The sequence below is a fragment of the Ferrovibrio sp. genome (assembly GCF_017994015.1).
GTDB lineage: Bacteria > Pseudomonadota > Alphaproteobacteria > Ferrovibrionales > Ferrovibrionaceae > Ferrovibrio.
Genome location: NZ_JAGOLP010000070.1, coordinates 1 through 14,913 on the forward strand (window position 1 = coordinate 1; position 14,913 = coordinate 14,913).

General features: G+C 61.7%; 17 protein-coding genes. 7 read left to right on the top strand and 10 right to left on the bottom strand.

What is annotated here, in order from left to right; all coding sequences use genetic code 11:
• From KBB36_RS18755 to KBB36_RS18775, 5 genes are all read left to right on the top strand, one after another.
• Positions 1-1,186: AAA family ATPase (locus tag KBB36_RS18755; protein ID WP_290984637.1), on the top strand; the 1,186-nt coding region annotated here is incomplete at its 5' end.
• Positions 1,187-1,459: 273 nt separating this feature from the next.
• Positions 1,460-2,311 (top strand): hypothetical protein, encoded by an 852-nt coding sequence (locus tag KBB36_RS18760; RefSeq protein ID WP_290984640.1) that lies wholly within the window; start codon positions 1,460-1,462, stop codon positions 2,309-2,311.
• 218 nt (positions 2,312-2,529) lie between these two features.
• Complete coding sequence (locus KBB36_RS18765; RefSeq protein WP_290984643.1) at positions 2,530-4,122, top strand: ABC transporter substrate-binding protein; 1,593 nt, start codon at positions 2,530-2,532, stop codon at positions 4,120-4,122.
• 59 nt (positions 4,123-4,181) lie between these two features.
• Positions 4,182-5,174 carry an ABC transporter permease gene (locus KBB36_RS18770; protein WP_290984646.1) on the top strand — a complete coding sequence of 331 codons (993 nt, stop codon included), beginning with the start codon at positions 4,182-4,184 and terminating at the stop codon, positions 5,172-5,174.
• Positions 5,171-6,094, top strand: a complete 924-nt coding sequence (locus KBB36_RS18775) for an ABC transporter permease (RefSeq protein WP_290984649.1) — start codon at positions 5,171-5,173, stop codon at positions 6,092-6,094. Before KBB36_RS18770 ends, KBB36_RS18775 begins: the two co-directional genes overlap by 4 nt.
• On the opposite strand, the gene KBB36_RS18780 is transcribed toward KBB36_RS18775, so the two are convergent.
• The 8 genes from KBB36_RS18780 to KBB36_RS18815 form a co-directional block, all read right to left on the bottom strand.
• Entirely contained in the window at positions 6,091-6,690 is a 600-nt protein-coding gene (locus KBB36_RS18780; protein ID WP_290984652.1) for a hypothetical protein, read from the bottom strand. The two genes, KBB36_RS18775 and KBB36_RS18780, sit on opposite strands and share 4 nt — an antisense overlap.
• Positions 6,687-7,103, bottom strand: a complete 417-nt coding sequence (locus tag KBB36_RS18785; RefSeq protein ID WP_290984655.1) for an HIT family protein — start codon at positions 7,101-7,103, stop codon at positions 6,687-6,689. Before KBB36_RS18785 ends, KBB36_RS18780 begins: the two co-directional genes overlap by 4 nt.
• A 124-nt stretch (positions 7,104-7,227) precedes the next feature.
• A complete protein-coding gene (locus KBB36_RS18790) occupies positions 7,228-8,394 on the bottom strand; it encodes a GNAT family N-acetyltransferase (RefSeq protein ID WP_290984658.1) in 1,167 nt (388 codons plus the stop codon).
• On the bottom strand, positions 8,391-9,140 hold the full coding sequence (locus tag KBB36_RS18795; protein WP_290984662.1) for a glycerophosphodiester phosphodiesterase: 750 nt from the start codon (positions 9,138-9,140) through the stop codon (positions 8,391-8,393). Before KBB36_RS18795 ends, KBB36_RS18790 begins: the two co-directional genes overlap by 4 nt.
• 7 nt (positions 9,141-9,147) lie before the next feature.
• Entirely contained in the window at positions 9,148-9,621 is a 474-nt protein-coding gene (locus tag KBB36_RS18800; protein WP_290984665.1) for a RidA family protein, read from the bottom strand.
• Positions 9,622-9,625: 4 nt separating this feature from the next.
• Positions 9,626-10,093 (bottom strand): RidA family protein, encoded by a 468-nt coding sequence (locus KBB36_RS18805; RefSeq protein WP_290984668.1) that lies wholly within the window; start codon positions 10,091-10,093, stop codon positions 9,626-9,628.
• Positions 10,094-10,189: 96 nt separating this feature from the next.
• A complete protein-coding gene (locus KBB36_RS18810; protein ID WP_290984671.1) occupies positions 10,190-10,933 on the bottom strand; it encodes a GGDEF domain-containing protein in 744 nt (247 codons plus the stop codon).
• 114 nt (positions 10,934-11,047) lie between these two features.
• Positions 11,048-12,013 (bottom strand): D-glycerate dehydrogenase, encoded by a 966-nt coding sequence (locus KBB36_RS18815; protein WP_290984674.1) that lies wholly within the window; start codon positions 12,011-12,013, stop codon positions 11,048-11,050.
• 105 nt (positions 12,014-12,118) lie between these two features.
• Here KBB36_RS18815 and KBB36_RS18820 point away from each other — a divergent pair, with 105 nt between their 5' ends.
• Positions 12,119-12,937 (top strand): DUF1849 family protein, encoded by an 819-nt coding sequence (locus KBB36_RS18820; protein ID WP_290984677.1) that lies wholly within the window; start codon positions 12,119-12,121, stop codon positions 12,935-12,937.
• Between the two features lie 6 nt (positions 12,938-12,943).
• On the opposite strand, the gene KBB36_RS18825 is transcribed toward KBB36_RS18820, so the two are convergent.
• Both KBB36_RS18825 and KBB36_RS18830 read right to left on the bottom strand, forming a co-directional pair.
• On the bottom strand, positions 12,944-13,855 hold the full coding sequence (locus KBB36_RS18825; RefSeq protein ID WP_290984680.1) for an ROK family protein: 912 nt from the start codon (positions 13,853-13,855) through the stop codon (positions 12,944-12,946).
• 15 nt (positions 13,856-13,870) lie between these two features.
• Positions 13,871-14,530 (bottom strand): hypothetical protein, encoded by a 660-nt coding sequence (locus KBB36_RS18830; RefSeq protein ID WP_290984683.1) that lies wholly within the window; start codon positions 14,528-14,530, stop codon positions 13,871-13,873.
• Between the two features lie 220 nt (positions 14,531-14,750).
• Here KBB36_RS18830 and KBB36_RS18835 point away from each other — a divergent pair.
• Positions 14,751-14,913: response regulator (locus KBB36_RS18835; protein ID WP_290984686.1), on the top strand; the 163-nt coding region annotated here is incomplete at its 3' end.

Below are 14,913 nucleotides of genomic sequence, written 5' to 3' on the forward strand. Positions count from 1 at the left end.
CTACACCGATGATGCCATCAAGGCGGCGGTGGAACTGGCGGCGAAATATATCAACGACCGCAAGCTGCCGGACAAGGCGATTGACGTGATCGACGAGGTTGGCGCCGCCGAATTGCTCAAGCCGGAAAGCCGCCGCCGCAAGGTGATCGGGGTCAAGGAAGTTGAGGCCATCGTGGCCAAGATCGCCCGCATCCCGCCCAAATCGGTCAGCCGCGAGGACAAGGAGAGCCTGCGCAACCTGGATGCCGAATTGAAGCGCGTGGTTTATGGCCAGGATGCCGCCATCGAGGCGCTTTCCAGCGCCATCAAGCTGGCTCGTGCCGGCCTGCGTGAGCCGGAAAAGCCGATTGGCAGCTATCTGTTCTCCGGCCCCACTGGTGTCGGCAAAACCGAAGTGGCGCGGCAACTCGCCTTGCTTATGGGCGTGGAACTGATCCGCTTTGATATGTCGGAATATATGGAGCGCCACAGCGTCAGCCGCCTGATCGGCGCACCGCCGGGTTATGTCGGCTTTGATCAGGGCGGCCTGCTCACCGATGCGGTAGACCAGCATCCGCATGCCGTGCTGCTGCTGGATGAAATCGAGAAGGCGCATGGCGACCTGTTCAACATCCTGTTGCAGGTGATGGACCACGGCAAGCTGACCGACAATAACGGCAAGAGTGTCGATTTTCGCAATGTCGTGCTGATCATGACCACCAATGCCGGCGCTTCCGAGATGTCGAAACAGGCCATCGGCTTTGGCCGTGGCCTGAAGGAAGGCGAGGACGAGGAGGCGATCAAGAAGCTGTTCACGCCGGAATTCCGCAACCGGCTTGACGCCACCATTGGCTTCGCGCCGCTCTCCTCGGATGTGATTTCCAAGGTGGTGGACAAGTTCGTCGCCCAGCTTGAAGGCCAGCTTGCCGACCGCAATGTCACCATCGCGCTCAGCGACGAAGCCCGCGCCTGGCTCGCCGAGCATGGCTATGATCCGCTTTATGGCGCCCGGCCGCTCGGCCGCGTGATCCAGGAGAATATCAAAAAGCCGTTGGCGGACGAATTGCTGTTCGGCCAGTTGGTCAAGGGCGGCCATATTCTGGTGACGGTGAAGGACAACAAACTCGGCTTTGTCATCACCGTGGAGAAAGGCCCGGCCAGGAAGGGTGACGCTACGGAAAGCAAAGAACCGGAATACGCTAACTGATACCGACCACCTTCGAGGTAATGCAATGGCTCTCAAGCGTTTTCTCTTGCTTGCCTTGTATCTGCTTGGCCCAAGAGCAGCGCATTCCTGATCCTTCAGATTGCTTAACAAATGCGGCTCTCACAAATTACGGGTTCTTGCTTAGCCTGAGGTTGTCGTTATCTGAAAGCATGTGTTTTTTTGATGGTATTTTTAGGCATCAAGTGGTTGAGCCGTAGATTTTTAATTTATACTTTTAGGGGGGCTTCCGATTCTATCTGTGAACTGAGCATCATGAATAAACTGGCATCCATGCCCTTGAATCTGCTTGAAGAATTGGCAGCTAAGTATGGGGCGTCAAAACTTTATTCTGATTATCTACGCCGTTATCACGCCATATTTGAATCGCGCCGTAACGATTTTAGGCGAGTGGTGGAAATCGGCTTGCAGCGGCCTGGGCAGGTTGGTTCATCCGTCCATATGTGGGCGGAGTATTTTCCGAATGCCACCATCTTCGGTCTTGATATAAACCCTGCCTGCCAAGATCTGGGAGGGGGGCGCGTAAATATCTCGATCTTTGACAGCACAGATAAGGCTGCTGTAGCGGCTTTTGTTGAAAAACACGGCGCCGAATTCGATTTGATCATTGATGATGGCAGCCATTGGTTTCAGGACCAGATCAATACCTTCCACAATTTTTTTCCGCACCTTAAACGTGGCGGCCATTATGTGGTGGAAGATTTGGTTTCCGGCGATGGGCCACACAGGTACTACACTGTGCAAGCATTCAAGGAACTCGTTGACGGAATCAATTATATCCCAAACAACATCAGTACTGGTGCTGCGGTAAAGAGCTTCGGCGCAATTGATTGTGGCTATGTAAGCGAGATTACCGGTTTGCAGTTTTTTCGCGACATTGTTTTCATCGAGAAGGGGCGGAACCCAGAGGACAATCGGTTTTTGCTTAATCGCCTGGACCAGGAAGCGATTTGCTGGCCGAGCAATAGTCACAATGGCTCAGAAGCCATTTTGAAAATCCGGCAAATGCTTGCAGCTCCCTTTATTCGGCACTTAATCCCGCGCCCCTTTGCACAGGGGCCGGGATGGGTTGGATGGCTATTCCGGCGATTGTGCTCCCGATTCTAAATATGGGCGAATTACAACAATCTCGGTTTAGTCATCACCGCAGAGACAGCCCCGGCCAGGAAGGATGACGCTACGGAAAGTAAGGAGCCGGAATACGCCACTTAAAATAGGCGTGGACCGGGCTTTGCGTCCGTGGACTTGCGGCTAAATATTCCATAAATTCTCCGTCAATTACCGGCAGCGAGAAAAAAGCCGGTCTGCTGATGGAGGCTACAATCATGACATTTTTCCGTCTCAAGGCGGTTTTGCTGGCCGGTGCGCTTGCCCTGGCCACGATTGCCCCCGCTGCCTATGCCCAGGGCAAGACCCTGCGCTGGGCCAGCCAGGGCGACTATCTCACGTTTGATCCGCATAGCCAGAATGAGGGCCTGACCCGCACCGGCAGCTTCCAGGTTTATGAAGGCCTGGTCGGCTACAGCCAGGATCTGAAATTTGTGCCGGCGCTGGCGACGTCCTGGAAGGCGGTCAACGACACCACCTGGGAATTCAAGCTGCGCCAGGGTGTCAAATTCCATGGCGGCGAGGATTTCACCGCCGATGACGTGGTGTTCTCGGTCAAGCGCGCCCAGCACGCCAATTCCGATTTCAAGACCTATATCGCCAGCGTGGCCGATGTGAAGGCGGTGGACAAATACACCGTGCATGTTGTCACCAACGGCGCCAATCCGATCCTGCCCAACCAGATCGCCAATATCTTCATCCTGTCCAAGAGCTGGGCGGAGAAGAACAACGTGCTCAATCCGCAGAGCTACAAAGACAAGGAAGAGACCTTTGCCGTGCGTAATGCCAACGGCACCGGCCCCTTCATGCTCAAGCTGCGCGAGCAGGATGTGCGCACCATCACCGCCAAGAATCCGAATTGGTGGGCGCTCAAGGACAATCCGCATAATATCGACGAGATCGTCTACACCCCGGTGAGCACTGCCGCGACCCGCGTTGCCGCTTTGCTGTCGGGCCAGCTCGATTTTGTGCTTGATGTGCCGGTGCAGGATGTGGAGCGTGTGCGTCGCTCGGCCGGTTTGCAGGTCAAGAAGACCAACGAAATCCGCTCGATCTTCCTTGGCCTGGATGTTGGCAGCGCTGAGCTGAAATATGCCGATGTGAAGGGCAAGAACCCGTTTGCCGACAAGCGCGTGCGCCAGGCGATGTATCATGCCATCGACATGGAGGCGATCCGCGCCAAGGTGATGCGCGGCGATGCCGTGGTGGCCGGCATGATCACCTCGCCGGGTGTGCATGGCTATGATCCGGCCATCGACAAGCGCCTGCCGCTTGATCTGCCCAAGGCCAAGAAGCTGCTGGCCGATGCCGGCTATCCGAATGGCTTCGGCGTGACGCTGGATTGCTCGAACGACCGCTATGTCAACGACGAGGCGGTGTGCCAGGCGGTGGTGGGCATGCTGGCCCAGATCGGCATCAAGGTTGATCTGGCGGCGCGTTCCAAGACGCTGCATTTCCCCAAGCTGCAAAAGAAGGATAGCAGCTTCTTCATGCTGGGCTGGGGCGTGCCGACCTTCGACTCGCATTATGTGTTCTCGTATCTGGTGCAGACCCCGGATGGCAAGAATGGCACCTGGAACTTCACCAACTACTCGAACCCGAAGCTGGACGGCATGATCAACGGCATGCTGACCGAGCTTGACCAGGGCAAGCGCGACAAGCTGATCCGCGATGCGTGGGATATTGTCAATGACGAGGTGATCTACCTGCCGCTGCACCATCAGGTGCTGAACTGGGCGATGACCGACAAGCTGGACATGCCGATCATCGCCGACAACGTGCCGCGTTTCCACTTCGCCAAGCTCAAGTAAGGCCCAGCACCGCCGCCGGATGCGTCCGGCGGCGGTGCGCTTTTTGTATTTAACGCCCCATGCTCGGATATATCATCGGCCGGCTCGGCCAGGCCTTCGCCGTCATGCTGGCGGTGGCCCTGGTGGCTTTTGTTCTGTTCAATTACATCGGCGACCCGATCAACAACATGGTGGGCCAGGATGCCACCACGATTGATCGCCAGGCTCTGCGTGACCAGCTTGGCCTCGACGATCCGGCGCTGATCCAGTTCGGCCGCTTCATCGGCAATGCAGCGCGTGGCGAATTCGGCCTCAGCTATCGGCTCAAGCGCCCGGTCAATCTGCTGATCCAGGAACGTCTGCCGGCTACGCTGGAACTGGTGATGCTGTCTGCCTTGCTCGCCCTGGTGCTTGGCCTGCCGCTCGGCGTCTACACCGCCTTGCGCCGCGATAGCTGGCTCAGCCGGCTGCTGCTCACATCCTCGCTGGTCGGCGTCTCGCTGCCCACTTTTGTCATCGGCATCGGGCTGATCTATCTGTTTTCGGTACAGTTTGATCTGTTGCCCAGTTTCGGGCGCGGCGAGGTGGTGTCGCTCGGCTGGTGGAGCACCGGTTTCCTGACCAAATCGGGCTGGGCTGCCATCATCATGCCGTCGATTACACTCTGCCTCTATCAGCTCACCCTGGTGCTGCGCCTGGTGCGCACCGAGATGATGGAAGTTTTGCGCACCGATTATATCAAATTCGCCCGTGCCCGCGGCCTCACCAACCGTATCGTGCATTTCCGCCATGCGCTCAAGAACACGTTGATGCCGGTGGTAACCATTGTCGGCCTGCAAGTTGGCGGCCTGATCGCGTTTTCGATTGTCACCGAAACCGTGTTCCAATGGCCCGGCATGGGGTTGTTGTTCATTCAGGCGGTTTCGTTTGCCGATATCCCGGTGATGGCGGCCTATCTGGTCATGGTCGGGCTGCTCTTTGTCAGCCTCAATCTGCTGGTTGATCTGGTGTATTTCTTCATTGACCCACGCCTTCAGGCAGATCGCGGCACCGCCGCCGGGCGGCCGTCATGAACGCCCTGCTGCAAAGCCTGCGACGTTGGGCCGATAGTGATCTGGCCTATAGTTTCTCGCGCTCGCCGATTGTTGTGGTCTCCGCCATTGTGGCGCTCACCATGATCCTGGCGGCGGTGTTTGCGCCCTGGGTTGCGCCGTTTAATCCGTTTGATCCCGGTTCGCTCAAACTGATGGATGCACAAACCCCGCCGGCCTGGGTGGAGGGCGGCATGGCAAAATACATCCTCGGCACCGACGATCAGGGCCGCGACCTGCTTTCCGCCATCCTGTATGGCAGCCGGGTGTCGCTGCTGGTGGGTTTTGCCGCCATCGGCTTTGCCGCTGTGTTCGGCACGCTGATCGGTGTGTTATGCGGCTATCGCGGCGGCTGGCTGGATGTTTTTGTGATGCGCGCCGCCGATGTGCAGCTCACCATCCCGAGCATCCTGATTGCTCTCACCATCGATGGCGTGGCGCGCACTGCCTTGCCGCGTGAATTGCATAACGAGATTGCGCTGTTTGTGCTGATTTTCGCCATCGGCATCGCCGATTGGCCACAATTCGCCCGCGTGGCACGTTCTGCCGCCATGGTGGAGCGCAGCAAGGATTATGTCGCCGCCGCCCGTGTCATCGGCCGGCCATCCTGGTCCATTGTCTGGCGCCATGTGCTGCCGAACACGCTTGGCCCGGTGATGGTGCTTGCCACTGTCGGGTTGGCCCTGGCAGTGCTGTCGGAAGCCACGCTGAGTTTTCTCGGCGTGGGCGTGCCGCCAACGCAGCCATCGCTCGGCACGCTGATCCGCGTCGGACAGAGTTTCCTGTTCTCCGGCGAATGGTGGACCGTATTCTTCCCGGCGCTTACGCTGGTGCTGCTGGTACTGGCGGTGAATGTGCTGGGTGACTGGCTGCGCGACGCGCTGAATCCAAAACTGCGTTAACGCAGCAATTCCTGCCGTGCCGCCTCATGGCCGGCTGCGGCGGCGCGGCCCAGCCAGTGCTGGCCGGCGGCGGCATCGCGGGGCAGGCCATCGCTGCCAGTGCGATAGGCCAGGCCCAGGGCATAGGCTTCGTTGGCATCGCCCAGTTCGGCCGCGCGCCGGGTTGCCGCCAGCGCCTTGTCTGGCTGCTTCATGTAGCGATAGCTGGTTGCCAGTAGCGACCAGGCCGGCAGCATCTGCGGATCAAGCTGTAAGGCGGCTTCGGCTGCGCGCACGCCTTCCTCAAATTCATTCGACAACACCAGCCGGCCGGCAAACTGGTAATGCAGCTTTGCGTCGTCGGGTGTCTGGCGCAGGGCGGCGCGATAGGCGGCAAAACTTTCCAGCACGCGATCAGCGTGAAACAGCGCCTCGGCCAGCCGGGCCAGCAGGCGCGGATCGCGCTCGGCTTCGCGCATCGCCTCGGCGCAGGCATCCAGGCCATCGCGCGGCATCAGGCTGCCGCAGCGCGTGATTGCATCCTGCGCCAGTGCGGCCAGGGGCGGCGCGGCCACGGGCAGGGCGCCAAGCAGCAGAGCAAGGGCGAGGCGCCTCACAGATGGCCCTTGATCCGCGCCGCCATGTCGATGATCGCCTCGCGGTCGCCGGGGCTGAGCGGCCAGTTCAGTTTGGCATTGTCGCCTTTGTGGCGAGGCAGCACATGCACATGGTAATGCAGCACGGATTGCGCAGCACCCGGGCCATTGGCTTGCACAATGTTGATGCCGTCCGGCATGGTGGCATCGCGCACCGCCCGGGCCACGCGCTTGGCGAGGCTTGCCACCGCCGCCACACTGGCGGCCGGCGTGCTATACAGATCAGGATAATGGCCCTTGGCAATCACCAGGGCATGGCCGGGGGCGAAGGGATTGATATCCATGATCGCCAAAGCCTGGCGGCTTTCCGTCAGCTTGATACTGGGCAATTGCCCAGCCACGATCTTGCAGAACACACAATCTGCGCCAGCCATGCTTCCGCTCCCTCCGCTGCGTTCATTCGTCATGCGCGGACTTGATCCGCGCATCTCCTCGACGATGAGCCCCCCGGGTCGAGCCCGGGGGTGACGTGAAGTTTATAATGATCCGATAGGCGCTTCACTCACTTTCAGGCGTGGCGTCGGTCTGGCGGAAGGGGGAGTGTTCATCCAATGCCGCAATCAGGCCCTGCATATGGGCGCGCTCCTCGCGCAAATAGGCATCCACGGCGCGGTGGAAAGCCGGATCGGGCAGATGGTGCAGAGAATGGATCGGGCTGGGCAGATAGCCGCGCGCCAGCTTGTGCTCGCCCTGTGCGCCGGCTTCAACGCGCTTGAGGCCATGGCGGATGGCATAGTCGATGGCCTGGTAATAGCAGCATTCAAAATGCAGGAAAGGATGCTGCTCGATGCAGCCCCAGTTGCGGCCATAGAGCGTGTCGCCACCCAGCATGTTCCAGGCCCCGGCAATCCAGCGCCCGTCGCGCCGCGCCAGCACCAGTATCACCTGCTCGGCCATGGTGGCATGCAGGCGGTGGAAAAAATCCCGATTCAAATAGGGCTGGCCCCATTTGCGGCTGCCGGTATCGATATAGAACTCATAGAAGGCATCCCAATGTTCAGCAGTCAGCGTGGTGCCGGAGACGCATTCGATCTCGATGCCGGCGGCCACCGCCTCGCGTCGTTCACGCTTGATCGCCTTGCGCTTGCGTGACGCCAGCGCGGCCAGGAAGCCGTCAAAATCGGCATAACCTTCGTTGCGCCAATGGAATTGTTCACCCAGGCGATGCAGCAGGCCGGCAGCTTCGCCCCACTGCTTCTCGGCTTCAGTGACAAAGTTGATATGCAGCGACGACAGGCCATGGCGCTGCACCAGGCCAAGCGCGCCTTGCAGCAAGGCATTGCGCAACGCTGTTGCATCCTCACCCGGCCGCACCAGCAGGCGCGGCCCGGTCACCGGCGTGAACGGCACGGCACAAAGCAGCTTGGGATAATAGGCGCCGCCGGCCCGTTCATAGGCATTGGCCCAGCCCTGGTCGAAGATATATTCGCCCTGGCTGTGGCCCTTGAAATATAGCGGCATGGCGCCGAGCAGATCGCCGGCAGCATTCTCGGCCAGCAGATGCGTCGGCTGCCAGCCCTGGCGCGGCGCCACGCAGCCGGATTGCTCCAGCGCATCCAGGAAGGCGTGGCGCAAAAACGGATTGTCGCTGCCGGCGCAGGCATCCCAGGCCGCGGCCGAGATATCGGCGATCCGGGCCAGGGCGCGGATACGCAAGCCGCTCACTTCGTGGACAACTCCTCGAAGATGATATTATCGGCATGAGCGGCCGCGCGGGCGCGCTGCTCCGGCGTGCGCACGGTCCAGCTCACCACCGGCATATGGCGGGCGCGATAGCGCGCGGTCAGCGGCGCGGGCAGGTCGTTCACGTCATAGGCCAGGAACATCGGCTCGCCATGAAAATGGTTCAGCATCCAGGCCAGGGCCAGGCGCTGATACCAGTTCAGGTTCTTGCCCATATCGCTCATGGCGCAGGCAATCTGGCCGCGCACAAATTGCGGCGCATTGTCGCGGAACCATTTCACTGTGCGCGGGCTGAAGGATTGCACCGCCACCGGGCCGGGGTAATGCCGCAGCATGTTGGCCACGGCGGCTTCCAGCTTGCCGGCCGGCTCGGCATTGTCCTTCTTGATTTCCACCAGCAAGGGCGCGCGGCCCTGCACCAGATCCAGCACATCGCGGAAACTCGGCACGGTTTCGGCGGTGCCAAGCAAGGTTTCGCGTTTCAGCGCGGCCAGTGTCATGTCGGCAACGCGGCCCGGCTTGCCGCATAGCCGGTCCAGCACCGCATCATGAAACACCACCGCCTGACCATCGCCGGTGATGCGCACGTCCAGTTCTATGGCATAGCCGCCTTCGATGGCTTTCTGGAAGGCGAGGCGCGAATTCTCCGGCACGCCCTTGGCGATGTCATGCAGGCCGCGATGCGCCACTGGAGTCTTGGTCAGCCATTTGGGTAAAGCTTCGGTCATGGCGCACTCAATCCTTCAACAGAAACACGGCATCAGCTTCCACGGCGATATCAAACGGCAGGCTGGGCGCGGAAATTGTGCTGCGCGCCGGCCGCCCGGCTTCGCCGAAAATCTCCACCAGCAGATCGGTGGCGCCATTGGCCACCACCTGCGCCTGCTGAAAATCCGGCAGTGAATTCACCAGCACAAAGATTTTCAGGCAGCGCTCCACGCGATCCAGGTCGCCATCCACCGCCTGGGCCAGTTGCGCCAGCAGGTTCAGCGCCGTGAGCCGGGCGGCGGCGGCGCCTTCAGCCACGCTCAGGCCGCCGGCGCCGAGTTTGCCGGCATGGCGTATGCTCTGGCCCCAGGTCGGGCCGACGCCGGAAATCCAGATTTCGCGGCCCAGCCGCTGCCAGCCGATATAGGTCGCCACCGGCATATGCGCCGGCGGCAGGGCCAGGCCCAGGTCGCGCAGACGGGTGGCGACGCTATTCGGCATCGGATCAGGCCAGCTCGAAGATGGCGTCTACTTCCACCGCCACGCCGCGCGGCAGCGACACCGCGCCAACCGCGAAGCGGGCATGTTTGCCGGCCTCGCCGAACACATCCACCATCAGGTCGGAAGCGCCGTTGATCACCTGCGGATGCTGGATGAAATCGGCAGTGCAGTTGACGAAGCCGCCCAGCTTGAGCACGCGCTTGATGCCATCCAGCGAGCCGCCGGCGGCCTGGCGCGCCTGGGCGATCAGGTTAAGGCCGCAAAGCCGCGCCGCCTCGGCGCCCTTGGCCACATCCAGATCGGCGCCGAGCCGGCCGAGATAGCGCAATTCGCCATTCCAGATGGTGATCTGGCCGGCGACGAACAGGGTTTTGCCGCTGATCGTGTAGGGAACATAATTGGCCGCCGGGCTGGCGGGATTGGGCAGTTCGATACCCAGCGCGGCAAGGCGCGCCTCATGGCTGTTGGACATGGCTTTGATACCCGTTTTCCCAAAGATGGGGGTTACTGAGGCTGGGTATCTAGCCCCAAGCCGCGTTGCGGCGCAACCAATCGCCGTCGCTCAGGCTCAGGTTATCGGCCGCGAGCGGCGCGATTGTTTATGCAGATACATGGCGCGGTCGGAAGCGCGCAGCAGGTCGGCCAGGTCCAGGCAACCATCATAGGCCACCAGGCCGAAGGACAGGCCGATGCGCAGGCGCTGGCCGGCCCATAGCAAAGGTTCGCCATCGATGGCGGCACAGATGGCGCCAAGATGCGCGCCGGCTGCGGCTTCATCCAGGCCGGGCAGCACCATGGCGAATTCGTCGCCATGCAGCCGGGCGGCAAAATCGCCCGGGCGGGCAGCATGGTGCAGATGCCGGGCGGCATGGCGCAGGGCCGCATCGCCGGCGGCATGGCCCAGGCTGTCATTGATGCCCTTGAGGCCGTCCAGGTCGAGGAAACCCAGCACGCCGCCGGCTTTCTGGCTGCGGCTGCGGGCCAGTTCCTGCCCCATATGGCGCTCGAAGCCCCGGCGGTTCGGCAAGCCGGTCAATTCATCGGTGAAGCTGAGCTGCTCCAGTTCGTCGATACGCTGCTGCTGGTCGGCCAGGCGCTGCTCGCTCTCGGCCGCCACATCCAGAATCTGATCCAGCAGGCCAAGGCGGGCGCCATCGCCATCGCGGCGCAAGGCCAGGCGCAGGCGCAGCACCAGGCTGGCGAAACCGGCACCGGCATGGGCCGGCGGCATCTGGCCAAAGCCGGGGGCATGGTCGGCGCGCCATTCAGCCAGATTAGCCGGGAAGTCCTTGGCGGGCAGGGCGAAGCTCATGGCGATACCTGTTCAGAGCGTTAGGTCACGCCCTGAACAAAGCAATCGCCATGCCAGTTTGAAATGCCGGAAAACCGGTATTTTCAAAGATGGCATGGCGGCAATTTTTGCCGCTTACAACGGGCTGGGCGGGGTTCGGCCCTGCAACACCGCGTCGATATTGTCCAAGGCGGCAAAGCCCATCGCATCGCGTGTTTCCTCGGTGGCGCTGCCCAGATGCGGCAGCAGGAACACATTGGGCAAGGCGGCATAGCCCGGATGCAGCTTGGGTTCGCCGGCAAACACATCCAGCCCGGCGGCGCGGATATGGCCGGATTTCAGCGCCGCAATCAGCGCTTCGTCATCCACCATGTCGCCGCGCGCGGTATTCACGAAATAGGCACCCTCGGGCAGCAAAGCCAGGGTTTCGGCATTGAACAGGCCACGGGTTTCCGGCGTGGATGGCGCGTTGATCGACAGCGCATCGCAAACCCGCAGCAGGCCGCCCAGGCTGTCATGATACGCCGCGCCCTGTTCCTGCCCGGGCGGCAGGCGGCGGCGGTTATGATAGTGAATCTGCATGCCGAAGGCGCGGGCGCGCTGGGCCACCGCCTGGCCGATGCGGCCCATGCCATAGATGCCGAGCCGCTTGCCGCGCGGATCGCGGCCCAGCAGCATGGTGGTGTGCCAGCCCACCCATTCGCCGGCCCGCACCAGCCGGTCGCCTTCATAGGCGCGGCGCATGGCGGCCAGCAACAGCAGCATGGCGGTGTCGGCGGTGGCCTCGGTCAGCACATCCGGCGTATTGGCGGCCACTATGCCGCGCGCCTTGCAGGCCGCCACGTCGATATGCTCATGCCCCACCGAGAAGGTGGCGATCACCCGCAGCCCGTCCGGCAGCCGCGCCACCAGATCGGCGCTGATGCGGTCGCTGGAACAGATCAGCATCGCCTCGGCCTGATGGGCATGGGCGCGGGCCACGATCTCATCGGCAGACAGCACAGTATCGTCTGGGTTGAATAGAGCGGTATAGTCCCGCATGGCACGGTTGCTGACATTTTTCGGCATGGCGCGGGTCACAAGCAGGCGAGGAAGGTGCATGGCGCGGGAATTCCGGTTATTTCTCCATAACATACCAAGCAACATATTGCGTTGCCGCAGGCGGGCTATATTGTGGAAGCTGTAATCGCTGCGGGCAAGGATTCCATGACGCGTATTCTCGGTTTGCTCTGTTTTGCGCTGCTGCTGGCCATGGGCGGGCCATTGCGCGCCGAGGAGCCGGCCTTGCAGGCGATCGGCAAGGGGCTGGTGTCGCATCGTGCCACCTATGGCCTGTCGATCGCGCGTCACGATCCGCGCAACTATCGCAGCGGCATCGGCGGTGGCCTGACTCTGGAATTCCTCAATACCTGCGATGGTTATGTGTTGAACCAGCGCTTTGTGATCGAAACCCAGACCGATGACGGCCCGGTGCTGACCGACATGACATTGGGGTCGTTCGAAAGCCTGGATGGCCGGCGCTTCCAGTTCCGCCTGCGCGAGCAGTTGAATGGCGAGGATGAGGAAGAGTTGGTCGGCGAGGGGCAATTGTCGCCCCGGCGTGGCGGCGGCCGTATCCTGTTCAGCCAGCCGGCCGATACCGCGCTTGACCTGCCGGAAGGCACCATGTTTCCCACTGAGCATACTATCCGGCTGATCGAAGCCGGGCGGGCCGGGCAGAATCTGTTGCAGGCTGATGTGTTTGATGGCTCGGGCGCGGAAGGCCATGCCAGCATCGGCGGCTTTATCGGCCGACCGCAGCCGCCATCCGACAGCACCAGCTTTGCCGGCCTGAAAGGCCAGCGCTCCTGGCGTGTGCGTCTGGCCTATTTCTCGTCGGCCAAAAAGAGCGACACGCCGGATTACGAGATTGCCTTTCGCCTGTATGAAAACGGCGTCAGCGACGACATCGTGTTCGATTATGGCGATTATGCCATTCGCGCCACCATGCAGACCCTGGAAGTGCTGCCGCGCGACGGCTGCTGAGAGATCTTACGCCTCGCCGATGGCCCAGAGCCAGGCGGCGCCGCGCACGCCGGAACTATCGCCATGCTGATTGCGCCGCAGCGGCGTGGCGACATGATCGCTGAAGGCCCAGCGGGTCCAGAGCAGCGGTACGCGCTCGTAGAGCCGATCCAGATTAGACAGGCCGCCGCCCAGCACCACCACATCGGGATCAAGCAGGTTGAGCACGGCGGCCAGCGCGCGGGCGAGGCGGTTTTCCAGCCGTAACAGCGCGGCTTCGGCGGCGGCATCGCCCTGTTCGGCCAGCGCGGCGATGGCGGGGCTTTTGAGCTGTTGCCCGGTGGCGCGGGCAAAATCGGCCTCGAAGCCGGTGCCGGAAATCCAGGTTTCAGTGCAGCCATGCAGGCCGCAATAACACAGCTGGCCGGGCAATTCGCTGTGTTCCGGCCAGGGCAGCGGATTATGGCCCCATTCGCCGGCAATGGCATTGGGGCCAAGCAGGCATTTGCCATCCACGACAATACCGCCGCCGCAGCCGGTGCCAAGGATGACGCCGAACACGCTGCGATAGCCGGCACCGGCGCCATCGCTGGCTTCCGATAGCGCAAAGCAATTGGCATCGTTGCCGAGCCGCACCGGGCGCTGCAAGGCGGCTTGCAGATCATGATCCATGGCATGGCCGATCAGCCACACCGAATTGGCATTCTTCACCAGCCCGGTGGCCGGCGAGATGGTGCCCGGAATGCCGATGCCGACCGGGCTGGGGCGCGTGGCGCCGGCTTCCTGCTCAATCTGCATCACCAGATCGCGGATGGCACGGATGGTGTGGGCATAATCGTCACGCGGCGCATTGATGCGGCGGCGGGCGCGGATGGCGCCATCATCTGCCAGGGCGATGGCTTCGATCTTGCTGCCGCCGAGATCCACACCGATGCGCATGATGCTGGGTTCCTTTCAGCCGGCCAGATAGGCGGCCATATAGGGCTCGATCTCGGCCCAGCTTGCGGCGCGGTGCTGGCTATGCTCGGCCGGCGGCAGCAGGGCGGCCAGCCGGGTATCGGCGATGAAATGCACCCGATGCACCATCGGCGCCGCCTTGGCCACCGAGGCATGGTTATGCGGGATGTCGTCCAGAAAGGCAGCGCGGCGTGGCGCATGCTGCAACAATGCCGCCATGGCCGGCCCCTTGCCGCCGCTATTGGCAATCAGCGGATAGGCCATGCCATGCAGCGCCAGGGCGGTTTCGCGCGCGCCCTTGGCATGCAGCGGCAGATTGCTCAGCACCACGATATCGGCGATGGCGCTGAGCCGGCGCAATCCATCTGCGGCGCCCTCCACCGGTTCCAGATTGGCAGTGTCGGTGGCAAAGAATCGGTCAAGCAGGGGATGCAGTTCCTCGGCGGGTACTGGCTCATTGTCGTCCTGGCGCCGGATGTTCCCGTAAAGCGCGTAGGACTTCCAGTCAAAATACAGGCCCATCCGCTCCAGATGGCGCTCAAAGCCACGCATGAAATAAAACAGCACTTCATCCGCATCCACCACCAGCAAAGGGCGGCCGGGCGCCAGGCTGAGGCCGGCAAGCTGTGTTGCCAGGGCTGGCGCCAGTTCAGCCACCTGCCCATCCTTTGGGACAGCTTGCGGTGCTATGGCCGCAGCTTCTGTGGTTAACGGGGTGGCGGCGGTGGAATCGGTATTATTTTGCGTCATTCCGTCATACTTATACATGATTCGCATTTGGGAAACGGCTTGGCCGCGCCTTGGGCAAGTGCTACATATCGTTTAGATAATACGTGAAGCGACCGGCGCGCGGTGGCGGAATTTCGGGGACTGGCGCATGAGCAAGACCGTTTTGATCGTTGAGGACAACGAACTCAATATGAAGTTGTTCCACGATTTGCTTGATGCGCATGGCTACCAGACGCTGCAAACCAAGGACGGCATGGAAGCCCTGGCCATGGTGCGGCAGCATCGGCCCGATCTTATCCTGATGGATATCC

Coding starts and splice junctions, on each gene's coding strand:
- KBB36_RS18760 (WP_290984640.1), top strand. CDS start 1,460: ATGAATAAACTGGCATCCATGCCCTTGAATCTGCTTGAAGAATTGGCA.
- KBB36_RS18765 (WP_290984643.1), top strand. CDS start 2,530: ATGACATTTTTCCGTCTCAAGGCGGTTTTGCTGGCCGGTGCGCTTGCC.
- KBB36_RS18770 (WP_290984646.1), top strand. CDS start 4,182: ATGCTCGGATATATCATCGGCCGGCTCGGCCAGGCCTTCGCCGTCATG.
- KBB36_RS18775 (WP_290984649.1), top strand. CDS start 5,171: ATGAACGCCCTGCTGCAAAGCCTGCGACGTTGGGCCGATAGTGATCTG.
- KBB36_RS18785 (WP_290984655.1), bottom strand. CDS start 7,103: ATGGCTGGCGCAGATTGTGTGTTCTGCAAGATCGTGGCTGGGCAATTG.
- KBB36_RS18795 (WP_290984662.1), bottom strand. CDS start 9,140: ATGACCGAAGCTTTACCCAAATGGCTGACCAAGACTCCAGTGGCGCAT.
- KBB36_RS18800 (WP_290984665.1), bottom strand. CDS start 9,621: ATGCCGAATAGCGTCGCCACCCGTCTGCGCGACCTGGGCCTGGCCCTG.
- KBB36_RS18805 (WP_290984668.1), bottom strand. CDS start 10,093: ATGTCCAACAGCCATGAGGCGCGCCTTGCCGCGCTGGGTATCGAACTG.
- KBB36_RS18810 (WP_290984671.1), bottom strand. CDS start 10,933: ATGAGCTTCGCCCTGCCCGCCAAGGACTTCCCGGCTAATCTGGCTGAA.
- KBB36_RS18815 (WP_290984674.1), bottom strand. CDS start 12,013: ATGCACCTTCCTCGCCTGCTTGTGACCCGCGCCATGCCGAAAAATGTC.
- KBB36_RS18820 (WP_290984677.1), top strand. CDS start 12,119: ATGACGCGTATTCTCGGTTTGCTCTGTTTTGCGCTGCTGCTGGCCATG.
- KBB36_RS18825 (WP_290984680.1), bottom strand. CDS start 13,855: ATGCGCATCGGTGTGGATCTCGGCGGCAGCAAGATCGAAGCCATCGCC.